We start from the raw sequence: 18,241 nt of genomic DNA on the forward strand, positions 1-18,241 counted from the left end.
CGGATAACGGCTTCAATTCTCGGGCGAAACGCTCGATTTCCGTATTATTACAGGCAAAATCACTCTCATGCGACTTGATAAATTTATCGCTCAGCAACTCGGCGTCAGCCGTGCTATTGCCGGGCGCGAAATCCGTGCTCACCGCGTTACCGTGGATGGCGAAATCATCAGAAATACCGCGTTTAAACTGCTGCCAGAACATGCCGTAGAATATGACGGCAATTCGCTGGTTCAGCAAAATGGACCGCGCTACTTCATGCTGAATAAACCTCAGGGATATGTCTGCTCGACGGAAGATCCGGATCATCCGACCGTGCTCTATTTTCTTGATGAACCGGTTGCGCATAAATTGCATGCGGCGGGGCGTCTGGACATTGATACCACCGGACTGGTGCTGATGACGGATGATGGACAGTGGTCGCATCGGATCACATCCCCACGTCATCATTGCGAAAAAACCTACCTGGTGACGCTGGAATCACCGGTGGCAGAGGAGACTGCCGCACAATTTGCACAAGGCGTTCAGCTACATAATGAGAAAGATCTCACTAAACCTGCGATGCTTGAGGTGATCACGCCAACGCAGGTGCGTTTGACGATCAGTGAGGGGCGCTATCACCAGGTAAAACGTATGTTTGCCGCTGTCGGAAATCACGTTGTGGAACTGCACCGTGAACGTATCGGCGCGATCGTACTGGATGCTGATCTGGAGCCGGGTGAATACCGCCCTCTGACAGAAGCAGAAATTGCCAGCGTTGGCTAAACCTTGTGGCCAGGTTTTAACCTCCAGCTAACTAAATTCAGGAGTCTCTTTGTGACCACCCGACAGCACTCATCATTTGCCATTGTCTTTATCCTTGGCCTGCTGGCCATGCTGATGCCATTGTCGATTGATATGTATCTCCCTGCGCTGCCGGTTATCTCCGAACAGTTTGGCGTGCCGGCAGGTAGCGCGCAGATGACGCTCAGTACCTATATTCTGGGGTTCGCGGTGGGGCAGTTGATCTACGGCCCAATGGCGGACAGCCTTGGGCGTAAACCGGTGATCCTCGGAGGGACGCTGATCTTTGCAGCGGCGGCGGTGGCCTGCGCGCTGGCGCAAACCATTGATCAACTGATTGTCATGCGTTTCTTCCACGGTCTGGCGGCGGCAGCGGCGAGCGTGGTGATCAATGCTCTGATGCGCGACATCTACCCGAAAGAAGAGTTCTCGCGCATGATGTCGTTTGTCATGCTGGTCACCACCATTGCGCCGTTGATGGCGCCGATTGTCGGCGGGTGGGTGCTGGTGTGGTTGAGCTGGCACTACATCTTTTGGATCCTGGCGGTGGCGGCGATTCTGGCGTCCGTCATGATCTTCACGCTGATTAAAGAGACGCTTCCCGTTGAGCGCCGTCAGCCTTTCCGTCTGCGCACGACCATGGGGAACTTTGCCTCGCTATTTCGTCATAAACGCGTGCTGAGTTACATGCTGGCCAGCGGCTTTAGTTTTGCAGGGATGTTCTCCTTCCTCAGCGCCGGGCCGTTTGTCTACATCGAGGTAAATCACGTCTCTCCACAACATTTTGGCTATTACTTCGCGCTGAACATCGTGTTCTTGTTTGTGATGACGATTATTAATAGCCGATTCGTGCGCCGGGTCGGGGCATTAAACATGTTCCGTACCGGGTTATGGATCCAGTTTGTGATGGCGGGTTGGCTGGTTTTGAGCGCGCTGTTTGGGTTCGGTTTCTGGGCGCTGGTCGTGGGGGTCGCAGCGTTTGTGGGATGTGTTTCGATGGTGTCATCCAACGCGATGGCCGTCATTCTGGATGAATTCCCCCACATGGCGGGAACCGCCTCTTCACTGGCGGGGACTTTCCGTTTCGGCATCGGCGCTATTGTTGGCGCACTGCTGTCGCTGGCGACATTTAACTCGGCCTGGCCGATGATTTGGTCAATTGCATTTTGTGCAACCGGCTCGATCCTCTTCTACCTCTACGCGAGTCGCCCGAAAAAAAGGTGATAAAATGCACAACATGGGAGCTGTAAGGCTCCCTTTGTTGATGTACATCAACCTCAAATCGCTCATTCAACCCAAAGATGTTTATTTTATGTAAAATCAATTTATGTAAAAAGTCACATCATTGTAGTTAAAAAGGTTGAGTTAGATCGCAGAAACGGGTAAATATAGCCCGCAAATCTGTCCGCACCGGTCAATAATATTTTAACAATCGGCAGTATAAGCCGCACGAGTCGTGGATACCGGCGTTTTCGATCCGTTTAAGGACGGGTTGTCAATGATGTGTTAAAATGGATGTAAACAAATTGTGAAGTTATTGTGCTTCCGGGGAATAAAAGTGAATACATTACAGCTCTCAATCGTTCATCGCTTGCCACAGAACTATCGTTGGTCAGCGGGTTTTGCAGGTTCGAAAGTTGAACCGATTCCGCAGAATGGCCAGAGCACCGAAAACAGCCTGGTGGCGCTTAAATTGCTGAGCCCGGATGGCGACAGCGCGTGGCCGGTGATGCATAAACTCAGTCAGGCGCTGAGCGATATTGAAGTCCCTTGTTCTGTACTGGAATGCGAAGGCGAACCGTGCCTGTTCGTTAACCGTCAGGATGAGTTCGCCGCGACCTGTCGCCTGAAAAATTTTGGTGTTGCCATTGCCGAGCCTTTTTCAAACAACAATCCATTTTGAGCGTCAGCTTAGCGCGAGCAACTGACGCGTATACGCTTGCTGCGGTGCGGTAAACACCTGCTCGCATGGCCCTTGCTCTACAACTTCTCCTTGTCGCAGCACAATAACCTGATGGCACAATGCGCGCACAACGTGCAAGTCGTGGCTAATGAAAATATAGGCCAGGCGATGCTTTTGCTGCAGCGACTTCAATAGCGCCAGGATTTGCGCCTGGACAGTCTTATCCAGTGAAGAAGTGGGTTCGTCGAGAATGATCAGCGAGGGTTTTAAAATTAACGCCCTGGCGATAGCAATTCGCTGACGTTGGCCGCCGGAAAACTCTGCGGGGTAGCGATGACGGGTTTCGCCGTCCAGACCGACCTCCGCCATCACCGATATGACCTGCTGTTCGCGTTGTTGCGCTGAAAGCGCTGGCTGGTGGACGCGTAACCCTTCTTCGATAATTTGCAACACGCTTAGCCGTGGATTCAGGGATGAGTTCGGATCCTGAAAAACCACCTGAATGCGGTGACGCACCGGTAAAAGCTGACGGCGGCTTAAGCTATGCAACGGCTGACCATCAAACACAATGCGACCCTGCGAGGCGATTAGCCGCAACAGCGCCAGACCGGTGGTACTTTTGCCAGAGCCGGATTCACCCACCAGTCCCAGCGTTTCGCCGGGTTGCAGACTGAAACTGACGTTTTTCACCACTTCGTTTTGGTCGATAACGCGTTTTAGAATTCCTTTACGAATCGGGAAGGCGACGCGGAGTTGACTGACTTCGAGCAGCGGTGTCTGTTGGGCGGATAACGGCACCGGATCGCCAGACGGCTCGCTGTTTAATAATTTTTGCGTGTACGGATGGGTCGGGGCATTGAGCAACGGTTGTGCGCGGTTTTGCTCCACGCATTGACCGTTTTGCATAACGGCGATGGTGTCGGCCAGCTTCTTCACAATGCTCAGATTATGGGTAATAAACAGCATTCCCATATTCAACTCGCGCTGCAATTCACGTAACAGCTGCAGGATTTGCGCCTGTACCGAGACGTCCAGCGCCGTAGTCGGTTCATCGGCAATCAGCAGCTCCGGTCGGGTTAATAGCGCCATGGCGATCATCACGCGCTGACGCTCGCCGCCGGAGAGCTGGTGGGGATAATCTCCGAGCCGCCGTGCGGCGTGACGAATGCCGACGCGATCCAGACAGCTCAGGATTTCGCCTCTGGCGGCTTCCCGACGCATCCCCCGGTGTAAAGAGAGCACCTCATAGAGCTGCTTTTCCAGGGAGTGCAGGGGATTGAGTGACACCATCGGCTCCTGAAAAATCATGGCAATCTTATTCCCGCGCACACCGCGCAGGGTGTGCTCGCTGGCAGTCAGCAGCGACTCGCCATGAAAACGAATATCGCCAGCAAGGTACACGGCGGGTGGGGAAGGCAGCAGGCGTAAAATAGACAGCGCGGTGACGCTTTTCCCCGAGCCTGACTCGCCAACCAGCGCCAGCGTTTCGCCTGCCTCAACGCACAGAGAGACATCGTTGACCACCGTGCGTATGATCCCTTGCTTGCTAAAACCGACCGATAAACGATCTATCGCTAACAGAGGTTGCGTCATGCTATACCGCCTTGTTGGGATCAAACGCGTCGCGCACGGCTTCGCCAATAAAAATCAGCAGCGACAGCAGCACCGCCACCGACAAGAATGCGGTGATCCCGAGCCACGGCGCCTGCAGGTTATTTTTGCCTTGCAGGAGTAATTCACCGAGAGAGGGCGATCCCAGCGGTAAACCGAACCCCAGAAAATCGAGCGATGTCAGTGTCGTAATCGAACTGCACAAAATGAAGGGGATAAAGGTCAGCGTGGCGACCATCGCGTTGGGCAGCATATGACGCAGAATGATACTGCGATCGCTGACGCCTAACGCCTGTGCAGCGCGAATGTAGTCGAAATTGCGGGTGCGTAAAAACTCCGCGCGCACCACCCCGACAAGACTCATCCAGCCAAAGATCACCGTAATCGCCAGCAGCCACCAAAAATTGGGTTGCACGACGCTTGAGAGGAGAATAATCAGAAACAGCGTTGGCATTCCAGACCAGACTTCGATTAAACGTTGCCCCCACAGATCGACTTTTCCCCCGTAGTATCCCTGCAAGGCACCGGCCAGAACCCCCATGATGCTGGAGCAAAGGGTGAGCATCAGCCCGAATAAGATGGAGATGCGCGTGCCATACAGGATCCGCGCCAGCACATCGCCGCCGTTGGCATCGGTTCCCAGCCAGTTTTGCGTAGACGGTGGCGACGGGAAGGGCTGTTGGGTCGCAAAGTTAATGCTGGTGGCGCCGAATCTGACAGGTGCCCACAGAACCCAACCCCGCTGCTCAAGCTGCTGTTGCAGCCAGGGGTCCTGATAGTCCGCCTGAGTCGCAAACGGGCCGCCAAAATCGCTTTCACTGTAATTTTTTACCAGCGGGAAATACCAGCTCTGGTCATAGCGAATCAACAGCGGTTTATCATTGGCAATGAGCTCAGAGCATAAACTCAGGCTGAAGAGCACAAGGAAAATCCACAGTGACCAGTAGCCCCGACGATTGTGGCGAAAACGCGCCCAGCGGGCCTGGTTTACAGGGCTTAATCGCGGCATTAGCGTCCCTCAAAATCAATACGTGGATCAACCAGCGTATAGCTGATATCGCTGAGGATGTTCAGCAGCAAGCCGATCAGGGTGAAAATATACAACGTGCCAAACATCACCGGGTAGTCACGGGACACGGTCGCTTCATAGCCCAGTAATCCCAGCCCGTTTAATGAGAACATCACCTCAATCAGCAGTGAGCCGGTGAAAAACATGCTGATAAATGTGGCCGGAAAACCGGCAATGACCAGCAGCATGGCGTTACGGAAAACGTGCTTCCACAAAATGTTGTTTTCGCTGACGCCTTTGGCGCGCGCCGTGACAACATACTGTTTGCGAACCTCATCGAGAAACGAGTTCTTTGTTAGCATGGTCAGGGCGGCAAAACCGCCAATCACTGTTGCCAGCACCGGCAACGCGATATGCCAGAGATAATCGGTGATTTTCTGATACCAGGGCAGCGAGTCAAAATTGGCAGAGACCAGGCCCCGCAGCGGGAAGAGGTCGTAGTAGCTGCCGCCGGCAAAGAAAACAATCAAGAGAATGGCGAACAGGAACGCAGGTATGGCGTAGCCGATGATGATAAAGGCGCTGCTCCACACATCAAACCGGCTGCCGTTATGGACCGCTTTACGGATGCCCAGCGGTATCGACACCAGATAGATGATGAGCGTACTCCATAAGCCCAACGTGATGGAGACGGGCAGGCTGTCTTTAATGAGCGTCAACACGGAAGCACTGCGAAACAGGCTGTCGCCAAAATCAAAACGAACGTAGTTCCACAACATGGTGAAGTAACGTTCGTGAAGCGGTTTATCAAAGCCGTAACGCCGCGTAATTTCGGCAATCACCTCAGGGTCAAGCCCGCGACCACCACGGTATTGGCTGTCGCTGATATTGCCAACCCCGGTCTGCGCGTGGCTGGCGCGTAAACCTTCGCCTCCGGTGCCGGGCAATGCGCCTGATTGACCGAATTCAATCGCGGCAATGGCCTGGTCAACCGGCCCTCCTGGCGCAATCTGCACGATAAAAAAGTTGATGGTAATAATGGCCCAGAGCGTGGGGATCACCAGCAACAAGCGTCGAATCAGATAGGCGCCCATTTATTCTCCTTGTCGTCTGGCCGCCGGAAGTTTCGCGGCTTTATTGACGTCATACCACCAGGTCTCCAGCCCAATGGTATAAATGGGACGGATAGCCGGATGGGAGAATTTGTCCCACCAGGCCAGTCTGTCTTCTGCCATATACCACATGGGCAGCATGTAGTAATTCCACGTCAATACCCGATCCAGCGCCCGCCCCAGCGGAACCAGTTTGGCTTTATTGCCTTGCGCGGCAATGATCTGCGCAATCAGTTTATCAATCACCGGGCTCTGCACGCCGGGAGAGTTATAGCTGGAATCAATATACTCAGAGGCCCAGGAGATTTGCAGATCGGAACTGGGCCACGGCATGGCGCGCCACAACCGCGGCATCATGTCATAGTCGCGGCTGCGCATGCGATTGGTGATTTGCGAATTGTCGACCTGGCGGATCTCCATCGTAATGCCCAGGCGTTGCAGATTGTGCTGGAAGGGCAGAACCCACTGGCTGTTTCCCCCCGCCGGAAGCAGCAGTTCAAACGCCAGCGGTTTACCGGTGGTACTGCTGATTCGCTGTTGTCCTTTTAGGATCCATCCCGCCTGAGTGAGCAGCTCTCCGGCTTTCAGCAGATTTTCACGGTTGTAGCCATCTCCACGTGACACAGGAGGATGGTAAATCTGGCTGAAGACTTCTGGCGGCAGATCGTTTTTCATCGGGGCGAGCAGGACTAACTCATCCGCATCGGGATACTGGCTGGCGGCATATTCGGTATTCTGGAAATAGCTGCTTGTGCGGCTCCAGGCATTATAAAACAATGCCTTATTCATCCATTCAAAATCAAAGGCGAGGGTGATGGCTTCACGCACACGCCTTTCCTGAAACACCGGGCGCTGAATGTTAAACGCCAGCCAGCGGGTGTCCTGCGCGGACTCATTCTTCTGTTCTTCTTTGACGATGTAATGATTGGCGAAATTTTTACCGGTGTAACGGGTTGCCCAGTTTTTAGCATCGTTTTCCAGTCGCAGGTCAAACGCTCCGGCTTTAAACGCTTCGAACGCCACATTGTCATCCAGGTAGTAGTCATAGCGAATGGTATCGAGATTCCAGCGCCCGCGGTTTACCGGCAGACTGGCCGCCCAGTAATCTTTAACGCGTGAATAGATAATATACTGGCCCATTTTCCACTGGGTGATGCGATACGGGCCGCTGGCGAGTGGAGGGGAAGAGAGCGGGTCGCTGAGTTTGTGATTTTTCCAGAATTTTTCCGGCATGATGGGTAAAGAAAACAGACTGAGCATATCTTCTTTGCCGGGTTTGGCGAGCTCAATGCGCACGGTGAGGGGCGCTATGGCTTTGACGGTCGTTCCTTTGTACACCAGACGGAACTGTGGTACCCCTTCGGTCATAAATTTGTGAAAGGTGAATGCAACGTCGCTGGCGGTGATCGGAGAGCCATCATGATAACGTGCGCGCGGATTGATGGCGATTTCCACCCATGAATAATCGTCCGCGTAACGGGCTTTTTCAGCAACCAGCGGGTAGTAGCTTCCGGGCTCGTCATCCGAGGTGGTAAACAGCGTGTCATAGAGAGAGTCGGTGCGAACGCCCGGGTTTCCACGCATCGAGTAACGATTGAAGTTATCAAATGTGCCAACGGCAGACAGCGTCATTTGGCCGCCTTTCGGTGCGGCGGGATTCACATAATCAAAGTGTTCAAAGTTGAAGGCGTATTTCGGCTCACCCAATACGGCAAAGGCGTAACTTTCTTTAATGGTCTGAGCCTGAACGCCGAAACTCAACAGGGCGACAAACAACACGATTACGCGAGTCATCATTTAGGCGTGATTTCCTCTTTTCAGCACCTGCCACTGTCCGGCAAGCGTCATGACTGAATAATAAGTGACGTAGCGCGCATTGTGAATCCATTCGACGCAGCAGGCTGTCGTTACCACCTGGGTGTAGGGGAAACGGCAAGCCAGAGTAAGAAATCGTCCAGCGGTAAAGGTCGGCTTATCCAGTATCCCTGGAGGAAATTAACACCGTGGTCGCGTAGCCATTTTGCCTGCTCAGGGGTTTCAACGCCTTCTGCAACAGTAAGCATATTCAGGCGCTTAGATAGCGTCAGGACGGCATCCAGCACCGGAGATGTGACGGTTTCCGTACCAATGGCATTGACGAAGCCCCGATCGATTTTCAGGTAGTCCAGCGTGAAACGTTCCAGATAAATAAGCGCGCTATGGCCTGTCCCGAAATCATCAATGGCAATTTCGAATCCTGCAGCATGCAGCCAATCAAACAGTTTCGTGGCTTCCTGGTGTTTGAGCATGTCGCGTTCGGTCATTTCCAGTACTACCTGAAAATGATGCCGAGGTAAGGACGCACCCAGGCGGCGAATATCTTCTTTAAAGCTCTCGCTGTGCAGATGGTCCGGGGCAATATTGATGCCAAACTTCGCGCCGACGGGGAGTACTTTTTGCAATGTAGGCGCGTCGCGGGCAATCAACTCGAACAGGTGTTGCGTCAGCGGCACAATCAATTGCTGCGCTTCTGCATAATGGATGAAGACATCAGGCGGAATTTCACCGACCGTCGGATGTCGCCAGCGTAAGAGCACTTCCAGACCGGTAACCTTCAGGGTTTTCGTCTCTACGACGGGTTGGTAAACCACATAAAACTGATTGCGCTTGATGGCCGTCAGAATCTCTTTTCCGGGGCGCATCCGGATAGAGTTGATGTAGTAGCAGAGCAAGCCTGCAACGATCCCCCCCATACACCCAAGCATCAGGGCATACCACAAGTCGGTATAGGTCCAGCTGTTGCCGTACAGGCGAATCTTCAGGGGGACGCCTTTCACCGCGGCCTCACGTGTTGGCGTGTCTGTCAGCTCGTTTAATGTCATTAAATGACTAGAAAACGTTGAGAGGGCGGTATTGCCCACAATCAGTGCGATTCCGTCAAAATCTTCCTGTCGGGAGGTGTACAGCAGGTACGGCGTCAGATTGATATTGAGTGAGGTGAATACCCCGCTTTCCGGTAACAACGGATTCTGGTACCAAATCGCCATTGCGGGTTTGTCCGGCATCATTGGGGTGCCAGGCAATAGGGCCATATCGATTTTTTTACGTGTGTCGAGGGCTGGCACCAGTGCTTTAAGCGCTGTGTTCATCGGCCCGGTGGCTGAGGAGCAGAATGCTTTATTCTCTTTGATGAGCAAAAAGGCGCGCACGTTAAGGCTAAATGCCGCGCGGGAGGTCAGATCAGCGGCGACGTGCTGACAGGAATTTAAGGTCAGCGGCTGGAGCTGGTCGGTGGTGGCTTTGAGGTCGGCAAAATAGCTCACCAGGTAGTGTTGTACATCTGAAATCAGCGTGTCGTATTTGACTTCGCGTTTGTGCCATGACATTAAAAACTGCAGGCTACTGATGAGCAAGGCGACCACAACCCCCGTCGCTACACAGGTGAACAGGATTTTTCTACCGGACGAGGAGGCGCTTGTGAACATAGTTCCTGGTTTACCTGATAGGGCCGCTTAATATTAAACTAATTGATTTACAAGACTATAGCCTGGAACACCGGTGATAGTCATACTTTTCTGCGGGGCATTACTACAGCGCAAAAAAAAAGCACTGCGTCTGCAGTGCTTTTTTTGTGTCTCGTCAGGATAGCCAAGGGATAGCTTTCAAACGAACGGTTAACTGCGGCTCAGAACCCGGCGCGCTTCGTTGTAACGTTTTTTCCAGTAAGGCTCGTTCATACTGGAGATAATCACGCCACTGCTGGTTGAAGCATGAACAAACTGGTTGTTGCCGATGTAAATACCGACATGACGACCTGTTGAACCTGCCCGGAACAGCACCAGATCGCCGGTGCGCAGATTACTGCGCGAAACGGATTTACCCGTCTCCTGTTGCTCGTAGGTTGAGCGTGGAAGCTCTAAACCAAATTGTTCGCGGAATGTACGCTGTACAAAGCTGGAACAATCAATACCTTTTTTGGTGCTGCCGCCAAGGCGGTAACGCACACCTTTCCAGTCAGCATACTGATCCATAATCCGCGATTTTACATCGAGGTTACGAACCATATTTTCAAATTCATCCTGAGAGGCTTGCAGTGAAGAGTTATCTCCATTACCCACAGCATGCGTCTCAGAATGCATATTTTTCGCGGTGTTCGTTGTCGTACATGCAGAGAGCAGAATCGCCACTGCTATCGCGGGAATTCCCCGCAAGATATATCTCAAAATCGGTTGAGATCTGACCATTTTGTTTGTTTTCCCTTGAAGTCCTTAACGATAAATATCGTTATAAAAAATGCCAAACGTGACGAGACTAATTACCTACGCATGATGAAACAATTCCTTAAGGTCAAAACTGTGGCAGAACGCACAATTTTATTCATAACGAGAATAATGACCAGGCGAGGCAAAACGAGTTCGAGATTACCCGATCACTCCTGCTATTGCGAGCGAATTTACGTGATTTTTTATAAGAAAAAGTGATACGGAAAGTGAAAAAACGGGATTGAACAAATTAAGTACAGTTGGGGTAAAAAATAGGCAATTAACTAATTTATAACGGGAATGTGATGACCCTTTGGATGATAGTTTCAGTGATGAATTATCCAGATTCACTCTCAGGAGATAAGAATATTCCCTGATGATAATGTTAATTACTGTGAGTTATTTGTTTAAAATTTGTTTGTTTTCGCCGGGGAGGTAGTGATCAAATAAGAAAATAACGCGATCGCTTAATGGCGTCATTAACCACCACGGTAATCCAATCAGTACCACCGTCAGCGAACCCACGACGATATCTGTCAGCCAGTGGGCGCCAATCATCACACGAGGAAATGCAAAAACCACAAATATAATAAGGGCGGTAATGTCTGCGGTTTTTCCGAAATATCGCAGCATGAATGCAGAAAAAATAAGCAGCATCATTCCATGATCGCCGGGAAAACTGTCTCTGGAGGCATCCTTGGTGGGAATATGCAACAGTTCACTCACGCGATAGATATTATCAAATGTGAGCGTCGGACTGGCGCGTTTAACCGGAATAAGCGTCTGACCAAGCTGATTTAGCACGACGGCAGTTAACAGCATCACCAGGCCCATAATGACGATCTGCCGACGGCCCGCTGGCGTCTCTTTCAGCCAAAAGCGCAACATCAGACACCCCATCGCCAGCAGTGAACAGCCGTCGAACGCCCGATTGTTGGTAATGGCGACCCCCCACAGGAATAGGCGATTTTCACCCAGCTTGTGGTTGAAAAAACGAAAGACCTCGACGTCGAGGGAGGCCCAGACCCAGTGATTTTCAGGCAGATACCATGATAAAAACAACGCCAGTCCAGCGAGATTCAGCAGGAATATGAGGGGATACCGGGTTTTCATCATCGTTTCGCCGTTCAAAAAATCGGGAGCAACCTTACGTGTTTTCGGCTAAACGAAGCTTCAACAATGCCGTCTGTAGCGCATTCCAGTCGGTATCCACGCTGGTAATAAGCTCAATTCGACTGTCTGGCGGCGCGACATTTTGCGTCTCAATATGCAGGTCATCCCCCTGGCGGTTAATGCGTACCAATCCTTCTTTTATACGCATCACGCCTTTGACGCGTGCAACAGGCGCAAGGCGAGCCCATTCCAGCAGACCGATGGTGTCAAATACGGTATCCGCATCGAAAATCCATCCGCAGGCCTGGTGGCCCTGACCACTGTTCAGGCTACGACGCCAGCGTTGTTGCGCCGGTAAACTCAGCGCCGCAAGCCCCTTTTTGTCAGCATGCTGGTGGGCGTGCGCGGCACTGGAGGGGAGTTCTGCCAGGTTTAGCCGGGGTAAGTCCAGCCAATGGCCCTCTATTTTCCCCTGTTCGGTATGAATCAACTGACGATGGCCGCCGTTCTGTTGCCACCAGGTGTGCAGCGCCGCCTGGCTTTCGGGCGTGGTGCGATCGGACTTGTTCGCCACAATGATATCCGCTGCCGCCAACTGATCGCGAAAGTTCTCGTTGGTCACGCTTTTTTCATCCAGTAAAAGGCGTGGATCAAGCACGCAAAGCGTGGCGCGAAGATCAATCCACGGTTCATAGACGGGGGCGGTGAGCAAATCCAGAATCTGTTTGGGATGTCCAAGCCCTGTGGGTTCAATCAGCAATCGATCGGGTTTGCCCTGACGCAGAAGGGTATTCAGCCCGACCTGCATTGGCAGACCGTTAACGCAACACATACAACCCCCCGGGATCTCTTTCAACAGCGCTCCGCTGTCGGCGAGCAGGGCGCCATCAATGCCGACTTCGCCAAACTCATTGACTAGCACTGCCCATTTTTCCGCCGGGCCTTTATTCGCTAATAGATGAAGAATGGAAGTGGTTTTTCCGCTACCGAGAAAACCGGTAATGAGGTTGGTTTTGGTCACATCTGCTCCAGAATGATTCGATACCTTAACGGTTTCCCGTCATCCTGGCGAAAAAAAGAGAAAAAGAGAAGAGGAGAGCGGGTGAAGAAACTCATCACCCGCGTTAATGGCAGAAATTGTTAATTTTTTAACGTATCGATGATGGCCTGATGTGCCCCTTGTTGCGCGATACGTTGCCAGGCGTGTTCAATCGCCTGCACAAATTGCGGATTCTGCACGAGGTCGGCCGCAAAAATTTCCTGTAATGAAAGTAACGCGGCCACTCTTTGCGTCTCGTCACTGTTTTCAACGATGGCGCGGATCTTTTCGCTCATCGGGTCGCGAACATCAATTGGCGCGCCTGCATCGTCCACCCCGCTGACATAACGCATCCAGCCAGCGATGCCCAGCGCCAGTAACGGCCAGTCAGTTTGACGTGCCAAATGCACGCGAATACCTTCCAGCATGCGTTGAGGTAGCTTTTGGCTGCCGTCCATCGCGATCTGCCAGGTTTTGTGTTTCAGCGCCGGGTTAGCAAAGCGTTCGAGCAGGCTGTCGGCATACTGCGCAAGAGAAACATTCGTGATGCGCAATGTCGGCGCCTGCTCCTGCATCATCAAACGGTATGCCGCCTCGCGAAATGCGCTGTCCTGCATGCAGTCGCTGATGTGCCGGAACCCCGCCAGATAACCGAGATAGGCCAGAAACGAGTGGCTGCCATTCAGCATGCGTAATTTCATCTGTTCCCACGGCAGAACATCCGCCACCATCTGCACGCCAGCGGCTTCCCACTGCGGGCGACCGGCGACAAAGTTGTCTTCGATTACCCACTGAATGAAAGGCTCACAGCTGATTGCGCAGGGATCCGGTACGCCCAGTTCGCGGGTAATTTCTTCCAGAGATTCGGGGGTGGCGGCAGGCACAATTCTGTCCACCATCGTGCCAGGAAAACTGACCTGTTCCGCAATCCATTTTGCCAGTTCTGTAGAACGTTTTGCCGCCATGCCCAGCACGGCGTTTTTCACTACATGGCCGTTGTCCGGGATGTTATCGCACGAAAGCACGGTAAAGGGCTTCAGCCCGCGCTCACGTCTGCGATGCAGGGCTTCAACGAGAATACCCGGTGCCGAGTGGGGTTCCGACGGGTTCTGCATATCGTGGAGAATGCGGGCGTTTGTCTCGTCCAGTGAACCGGTCGCCGGATCGATGCAGTAGCCTTTTTCGGTGATTGTCAGTGAAACGATCGCCACCTGCGGTTCACAAAATTTTTCGATAATCGCGGCGAGTGAATCCAGTTTTGCGTTCAGACACTCATTAACGGCGCCAATAATAATCGCCTGGTTGCCGTGTGCGCCTTTCTCCAGCACGGTATAGAGGTGATCTTGCGCGCGCAGATCGCTCATCAATTGATCACCGCTAAACAGGCTTACCTCACAGATTCCCCAGTCTCCGCCGTGTGAATTAAGGACCCTGTCCGTCAATAACGCCTGATGGGCACGGTGAAAAGCACCAAAACCAAAATGGACGATCCGCGTTTGCAACTGCTGGCGATCGTATTGTGGCAATAGCACATTTTCCGGAAGTCGAACGGAAGCAATAGTAGTCATTAAGCGCACACCTGATTAACCATAAATTAACAATGTCAGTGTAAAGTTATATGACAACAAATTAAATTGGTATGCCGTATTTATCCGGGTAGTGTGAGCTGGATCAATCAATCATGGGTGCTGTATTGATCATTAGCGAGATGCATGTATGGTAGTCGTCATGCAGATAAATTAATTTGGTATAACAACTTGTGAGGTGAAGCAATGGAACAAACCTGGCGTTGGTACGGACCTAACGATCCGGTATCACTTGATGATGTGCGTCAGGCTGGCGCAACGGGCGTTGTGACCGCATTGCACCACATTCCGAATGGTGAAGTGTGGCCAGTCGAAGAAATTCAAAAGCGTCAGGCGATTCTGGCGGAGAAAGGGTTGACCTGGTCGGTGGTGGAAAGTATTCCGGTACACGAAGACATCAAAACCCGCTCCGGGCAGTACCAGACGTGGATTGCAAACTATCAGCAGAGTATCCGTAACCTGGCGACGTGCGGGATTGATACTGTGTGTTACAACTTCATGCCGATCCTCGACTGGACGCGTACCGACCTTGAGTATCAGTTGCCGGACGGGTCTAAAGCGTTGCGCTTCGACCAGATTGCCTTTGCCGCGTTTGAACTGCACATTCTGAAACGTGAAGGCGCGCAGGCCGACTACACAGAAGAAGAGCAGTGCCAGGCGCTGGCGTACTTCAATGCCATGACCGCAGCGGATATTGAGAAGCTGACGCGCAATATTATCGCCGGTTTACCGGGTGCTGAGGAAGGCTACACGCTGGACCAGTTCCGCGCGCGTTTGGCGGAATATGATGGCATCAGCAAAGACGATCTGCGTGACAATATGGCGGTATTCCTGCGCGCAATCGTACCGGTTGCGGAAGAGGCGGGTGTGCGCCTGGCGGTGCATCCGGACGATCCGCCGCGCCCGATCCTGGGTCTGCCGCGTATCGTCTCTACCATTGAGGACATGCAGTGGTTGAAAGAGACGGTCGACAGCATTCACAACGGCTTTACGATGTGTACCGGTTCTTACGGTGTGCGTGCTGACAACGATCTGGTGAAAATGATTGAAACCTTCGGCGATCGTATTCATTTTACCCACCTGCGTTCCACGTGCCGCGAAGATAATCCGAAAACCTTCCATGAAGGCGCGCATCTGCAGGGCGACGTCGATATGGTTGCCGTGGTTACGGCGATTCTGACGGAAGAACAGCGTCGTAAGAAGGCGGGCGATCTGCGTCCCATTCCGATGCGCCCGGATCATGGCCATCAGATGCTTGACGATCTGCACAAGAAAACCAACCCGGGTTACTCCGCGATTGGCCGTCTGAAAGGGCTGGCTGAGGTTCGTGGGGTTGAGCTGGCGTTGAAACAAACGCAGTTCCGCGATCTGCTGTAAATCAACAATAAAAAAGGGACGGTGCTGAATGCGCCGTCCCTTTTTTGCATTTATGGTGCTGCTGACTCAGTCAGCACGGCCCATATAGCGACGTTCTTCAATATGGATGCGGATTTTTTCTCCGGCGCTCAGGTATTCAGGAACCTGAATCACCAGACCCGTGCTCAGCGTCGCGGGCTTGTTGCGGGCACTTGCTGAAGCGCCTTTAATGCCAGGTGCTGTTTCAACAATTTCCAGATCAACCGTCTGCGGCAGTTCAAGCGCCAGCAGTTGTCCATCCCAGGTCAGAACCTGCATATCAGGCATGCCGCCTTCCGGGACGAACAGCAGCTCTTCTTCAATCTGATCTTTGGTGAAGGTATACGGGGTATAGTCTTCTTTATCCATGAACACGTATTCGTTGCCATCGACGTAAGAGAAATCAACGCCGCGACGGCTCAGGGTCACGGTATCCACGATGTCGTCGCCCTTGAAACGTTCTTCGACTTTCAAGCCAGTACGCACATCGGAAAAACGCATCTTGTACAGTGTTGCAGCACCGCGGGCGGAAGGGGACTGAATATCAATATCTTTTACAATCAGCAGCTTGCCATTGTAATTCAGTACCATACCTTTTTTAATTTCGTTCGCTCTTGGCATTGAAAAAATCCTGTTGTAAAGAATGTCAAAAATATCGCGTCAAACTACTCGCGCCCGGTCATTCAGGCAAGCGGAATTCACACTTTTGCTGGTGCAAAAAAGGTGATACTGTTCGCTGCCTTCGATCCGGTGGTTAATAAAAGAGAAAACAGTATGGAATGCCGTCCGGATTGTGGAGCGTGTTGCACGGCCCCTTCGATTTCCAGCCCCATCCCAGGCATGCCTGACGGCAAGCCAGCGAATACGCCCTGTATTCAGCTTGACGACCGTCTGCGCTGTAAGATTTTTGCTTCTCCGCTGCGCCCCAAAGTCTGCGCGGGATTACAACCCAGTGCAGAAATGTGCGGGCAGTCAGCGCAGCAGGCGATGACGTTTCTGATCACGCTGGAAGCGCTTACGGCGCCTTAAACATCTTTAATACGCAGCAGACAGCCCATTGTGACGACGATCATTACCAGGGCGAACCAAAATACGGAATGAAAACTCCAGAGTTCTGCCGCAATGCCCGCCAGAGAACCGGCAATAATCCAGCCGACACGAATCGTATTGGTGTAGAGCGTGGTGGCTGATCCTGCCTGTCCCGGCATTAAATCCTGAAAATAGAGCATGCCGATCCCACCTAGTATCCCGATGTAAATGGCGTTCAGCAATTGCAAGCCGAGCAACACCGCAGGGGAGTGCGCCAGCAACATCCCCGCGTAAAAGCAGAATCCGGCAACGATAGCAATACGCATCAGCAGACGTTTGCCCAGTCGTTTAGCGAAATATCCTGCAATCAGCATTGTCGGGATCTCTAACCCCGCCGCTGTGCCCATCATGATGCCTGCCAGCTTCTCAGGCAGATGCAATTCGTTGATGATAAACAGCGGCATATTAATGATATAGAGACTGTTGGTGCCCCACATTAATGTACAAATAATAAAGAGCAGCAATGTATCGCGACGATTACGGCGGGGGGCTTCCAGGGCACCGGTCCCAAGGGGCGCTTCTTTGCGCATGGAAGGTAAAAACAGCCATACCATCACGCCACAGACAATAAACGCCACCGCCGCGCTCAGGTACATGACTGTGAAGCTGAATCCCATCGCCAGCGCATAGGCCAGCGGCGGACCTATCACCCATGCCAGCGAAACCTGCGCACGGAGTATGGAGCTGAACATCACGGCTTCACGGCCGGTCCTGTCGGCATGTTCGCGGGCAAGAGCGAACATTTGCGGGTTGGCGGTCGAGCCAAAACTACTGAGGAAAACGCCGACAAACAGCAGAATAAAGTAGTTGCGGTTCCAGGCGAACAACACACAGGCCAGCATCCCCAGCGCGCAGCAAAACACGATCAGACTTTTACGATCGCCTTTCTTATCCGAACGCCCCGCCAGAAACTGACTGACCAGAATGCCGATCACCGCGCTCCCGGTAAAAAAGAAACCAACCATTGCCGGACGGGCATGAACTTCTTCAGTCAGAAAGAGGCTGAGCGTCGGCGTCTGTAACGCACCGGCAATGCCGGTGAGAAAAGCGACGAGCAGAAACGCCCACGACGTCAGATCAAACGTTTTCGGGGTGGCGGCAACGGGGGTGTTATGCATGTTTTTATATCAATAATGTGAAGAGACGCGGAGTTTACGCTGCTCGTTAAAAAATAAACAGATACCTAAATCAAAATCGCCACGAAAAATCAAAATGGCATTTCACTCTTTTTATGCCTGGTGCTGACGTTGCTGAAATGGGGGGGTCGCTGTGGGGTTTTGCGTCAGCAATGCGTGCAACAAGGATATGGAAATGTGGTTTATATCTAACTTTTATCATCAAATGTGTAACTTTACTTGCGTG

General features: G+C 52.4%; 16 protein-coding genes. 5 read left to right on the forward strand and 11 right to left on the reverse strand.

All coding sequences use genetic code 11. The features are described from left to right. The first annotated feature begins 67 nt into the window (after positions 1-67). The 3 genes from rsuA (at position 68) to AC07UY_RS19140 (ending at position 2,684) form a co-directional block, all read left to right on the forward strand. Positions 68-763, forward strand: a complete 696-nt coding sequence (gene rsuA, locus AC07UY_RS19130) for a 16S rRNA pseudouridine(516) synthase RsuA (protein ID WP_494661300.1) — start codon at positions 68-70, stop codon at positions 761-763. Positions 764-814: 51 nt separating this feature from the next. Next, the gene (locus tag AC07UY_RS19135; RefSeq protein ID WP_203360631.1) at positions 815-2,005 is read left to right on the forward strand and encodes a Bcr/CflA family multidrug efflux MFS transporter; all 1,191 of its coding nucleotides are present in this window, start codon (positions 815-817) and stop codon (positions 2,003-2,005) included. 334 nt (positions 2,006-2,339) lie between these two features. Next, positions 2,340-2,684 carry a YejG family protein gene (locus tag AC07UY_RS19140; RefSeq protein ID WP_192612826.1) on the forward strand — a complete coding sequence of 115 codons (345 nt, stop codon included), beginning with the start codon at positions 2,340-2,342 and terminating at the stop codon, positions 2,682-2,684. Between the two features lie 3 nt (positions 2,685-2,687). Here AC07UY_RS19140 and yejF read toward each other — a convergent pair whose 3' ends face one another. From yejF to AC07UY_RS19185, 9 genes are all read right to left on the reverse strand, one after another. Then, positions 2,688-4,277, reverse strand: a complete 1,590-nt coding sequence (gene yejF, locus AC07UY_RS19145) for a microcin C ABC transporter ATP-binding protein YejF (RefSeq protein ID WP_494701766.1) — start codon at positions 4,275-4,277, stop codon at positions 2,688-2,690. Between the two features lies 1 nt (position 4,278). After that, the gene (locus tag AC07UY_RS19150) at positions 4,279-5,304 is read right to left on the reverse strand and encodes an ABC transporter permease (RefSeq protein ID WP_494661298.1); all 1,026 of its coding nucleotides are present in this window, start codon (positions 5,302-5,304) and stop codon (positions 4,279-4,281) included. Next, positions 5,304-6,398, reverse strand: a complete 1,095-nt coding sequence (locus AC07UY_RS19155) for a microcin C ABC transporter permease YejB (protein ID WP_203360634.1) — start codon at positions 6,396-6,398, stop codon at positions 5,304-5,306. The genes AC07UY_RS19150 and AC07UY_RS19155 overlap by 1 nt, the downstream gene beginning before the upstream one ends. Continuing rightward, a complete protein-coding gene (locus tag AC07UY_RS19160) occupies positions 6,399-8,213 on the reverse strand; it encodes an extracellular solute-binding protein (protein ID WP_494661297.1) in 1,815 nt (604 codons plus the stop codon). It abuts the gene before it with no gap. 110 nt (positions 8,214-8,323) lie between these two features. Continuing rightward, positions 8,324-9,880: a cyclic di-GMP phosphodiesterase gene (locus AC07UY_RS19165; protein ID WP_494661296.1), complete on the reverse strand. Its 1,557-nt coding sequence runs from the start codon at positions 9,878-9,880 to the stop codon at positions 8,324-8,326. Positions 9,881-10,069: 189 nt separating this feature from the next. Next, a complete protein-coding gene (mepS, locus tag AC07UY_RS19170) occupies positions 10,070-10,639 on the reverse strand; it encodes a bifunctional murein DD-endopeptidase/murein LD-carboxypeptidase (protein ID WP_203360637.1) in 570 nt (189 codons plus the stop codon). Between the two features lie 417 nt (positions 10,640-11,056). After that, complete coding sequence (locus tag AC07UY_RS19175; RefSeq protein ID WP_494661311.1) at positions 11,057-11,770, reverse strand: phosphatase PAP2 family protein; 714 nt, start codon at positions 11,768-11,770, stop codon at positions 11,057-11,059. A gap of 34 nt (positions 11,771-11,804) precedes the next feature. Then, on the reverse strand, positions 11,805-12,791 hold the full coding sequence (locus AC07UY_RS19180) for a CobW family GTP-binding protein (protein WP_494661295.1): 987 nt from the start codon (positions 12,789-12,791) through the stop codon (positions 11,805-11,807). 119 nt (positions 12,792-12,910) lie between these two features. After that, positions 12,911-14,377: a mannitol dehydrogenase family protein gene (locus AC07UY_RS19185; RefSeq protein ID WP_494661294.1), complete on the reverse strand. Its 1,467-nt coding sequence runs from the start codon at positions 14,375-14,377 to the stop codon at positions 12,911-12,913. A gap of 204 nt (positions 14,378-14,581) precedes the next feature. Here AC07UY_RS19185 and uxuA point away from each other — a divergent pair, with 204 nt between their 5' ends. Further along, positions 14,582-15,772 carry a mannonate dehydratase gene (gene uxuA, locus AC07UY_RS19190; RefSeq protein WP_494661293.1) on the forward strand — a complete coding sequence of 397 codons (1,191 nt, stop codon included), beginning with the start codon at positions 14,582-14,584 and terminating at the stop codon, positions 15,770-15,772. 66 nt (positions 15,773-15,838) lie between these two features. Here the strand turns inward: uxuA and yeiP are convergent, their stop codons facing one another. Next, complete coding sequence (yeiP, locus tag AC07UY_RS19195) at positions 15,839-16,411, reverse strand: elongation factor P-like protein YeiP (RefSeq protein ID WP_203360641.1); 573 nt, start codon at positions 16,409-16,411, stop codon at positions 15,839-15,841. Between the two features lie 153 nt (positions 16,412-16,564). Here yeiP and AC07UY_RS19200 point away from each other — a divergent pair, with 153 nt between their 5' ends. Continuing rightward, positions 16,565-16,819 carry a YkgJ family cysteine cluster protein gene (locus AC07UY_RS19200; protein ID WP_203361240.1) on the forward strand — a complete coding sequence of 85 codons (255 nt, stop codon included), beginning with the start codon at positions 16,565-16,567 and terminating at the stop codon, positions 16,817-16,819. On the opposite strand, the gene setB is transcribed toward AC07UY_RS19200, so the two are convergent. Next, complete coding sequence (setB, locus tag AC07UY_RS19205) at positions 16,816-17,997, reverse strand: sugar efflux transporter SetB (protein WP_494661292.1); 1,182 nt, start codon at positions 17,995-17,997, stop codon at positions 16,816-16,818. The two genes, AC07UY_RS19200 and setB, sit on opposite strands and share 4 nt — an antisense overlap. Between the last annotated feature and the right edge of the window lie 244 nt (positions 17,998-18,241).

It is taken from the genome of Citrobacter sp. GW821-FHT02E08 (genome assembly GCF_059421685.1).

What these genes read in the sequence shown, in the direction of transcription:
- AC07UY_RS19150 (WP_494661298.1), bottom strand. Translation starts at nt 5,304, where the DNA reads ATGCCGCGATTAAGCCCTGTAAACCAGGCCCGCTGGGCGCGTTTTCGC.
- AC07UY_RS19175 (WP_494661311.1), bottom strand. Translation starts at nt 11,770, where the DNA reads ATGAAAACCCGGTATCCCCTCATATTCCTGCTGAATCTCGCTGGACTG.
- AC07UY_RS19185 (WP_494661294.1), bottom strand. Translation starts at nt 14,377, where the DNA reads ATGACTACTATTGCTTCCGTTCGACTTCCGGAAAATGTGCTATTGCCA.
- AC07UY_RS19200 (WP_203361240.1), top strand. Translation starts at nt 16,565, where the DNA reads ATGGAATGCCGTCCGGATTGTGGAGCGTGTTGCACGGCCCCTTCGATT.
- uxuA (WP_494661293.1), top strand. Translation starts at nt 14,582, where the DNA reads ATGGAACAAACCTGGCGTTGGTACGGACCTAACGATCCGGTATCACTT.
- setB (WP_494661292.1), bottom strand. Translation starts at nt 17,997, where the DNA reads ATGCATAACACCCCCGTTGCCGCCACCCCGAAAACGTTTGATCTGACG.
- AC07UY_RS19155 (WP_203360634.1), bottom strand. Translation starts at nt 6,398, where the DNA reads ATGGGCGCCTATCTGATTCGACGCTTGTTGCTGGTGATCCCCACGCTC.
- AC07UY_RS19160 (WP_494661297.1), bottom strand. Translation starts at nt 8,213, where the DNA reads ATGATGACTCGCGTAATCGTGTTGTTTGTCGCCCTGTTGAGTTTCGGC.
- AC07UY_RS19165 (WP_494661296.1), bottom strand. Translation starts at nt 9,880, where the DNA reads ATGTTCACAAGCGCCTCCTCGTCCGGTAGAAAAATCCTGTTCACCTGT.
- yeiP (WP_203360641.1), bottom strand. Translation starts at nt 16,411, where the DNA reads ATGCCAAGAGCGAACGAAATTAAAAAAGGTATGGTACTGAATTACAAT.
- rsuA (WP_494661300.1), top strand. Translation starts at nt 68, where the DNA reads ATGCGACTTGATAAATTTATCGCTCAGCAACTCGGCGTCAGCCGTGCT.
- mepS (WP_203360637.1), bottom strand. Translation starts at nt 10,639, where the DNA reads ATGGTCAGATCTCAACCGATTTTGAGATATATCTTGCGGGGAATTCCC.
- yejF (WP_494701766.1), bottom strand. Translation starts at nt 4,277, where the DNA reads ATGACGCAACCTCTGTTAGCGATAGATCGTTTATCGGTCGGTTTTAGC.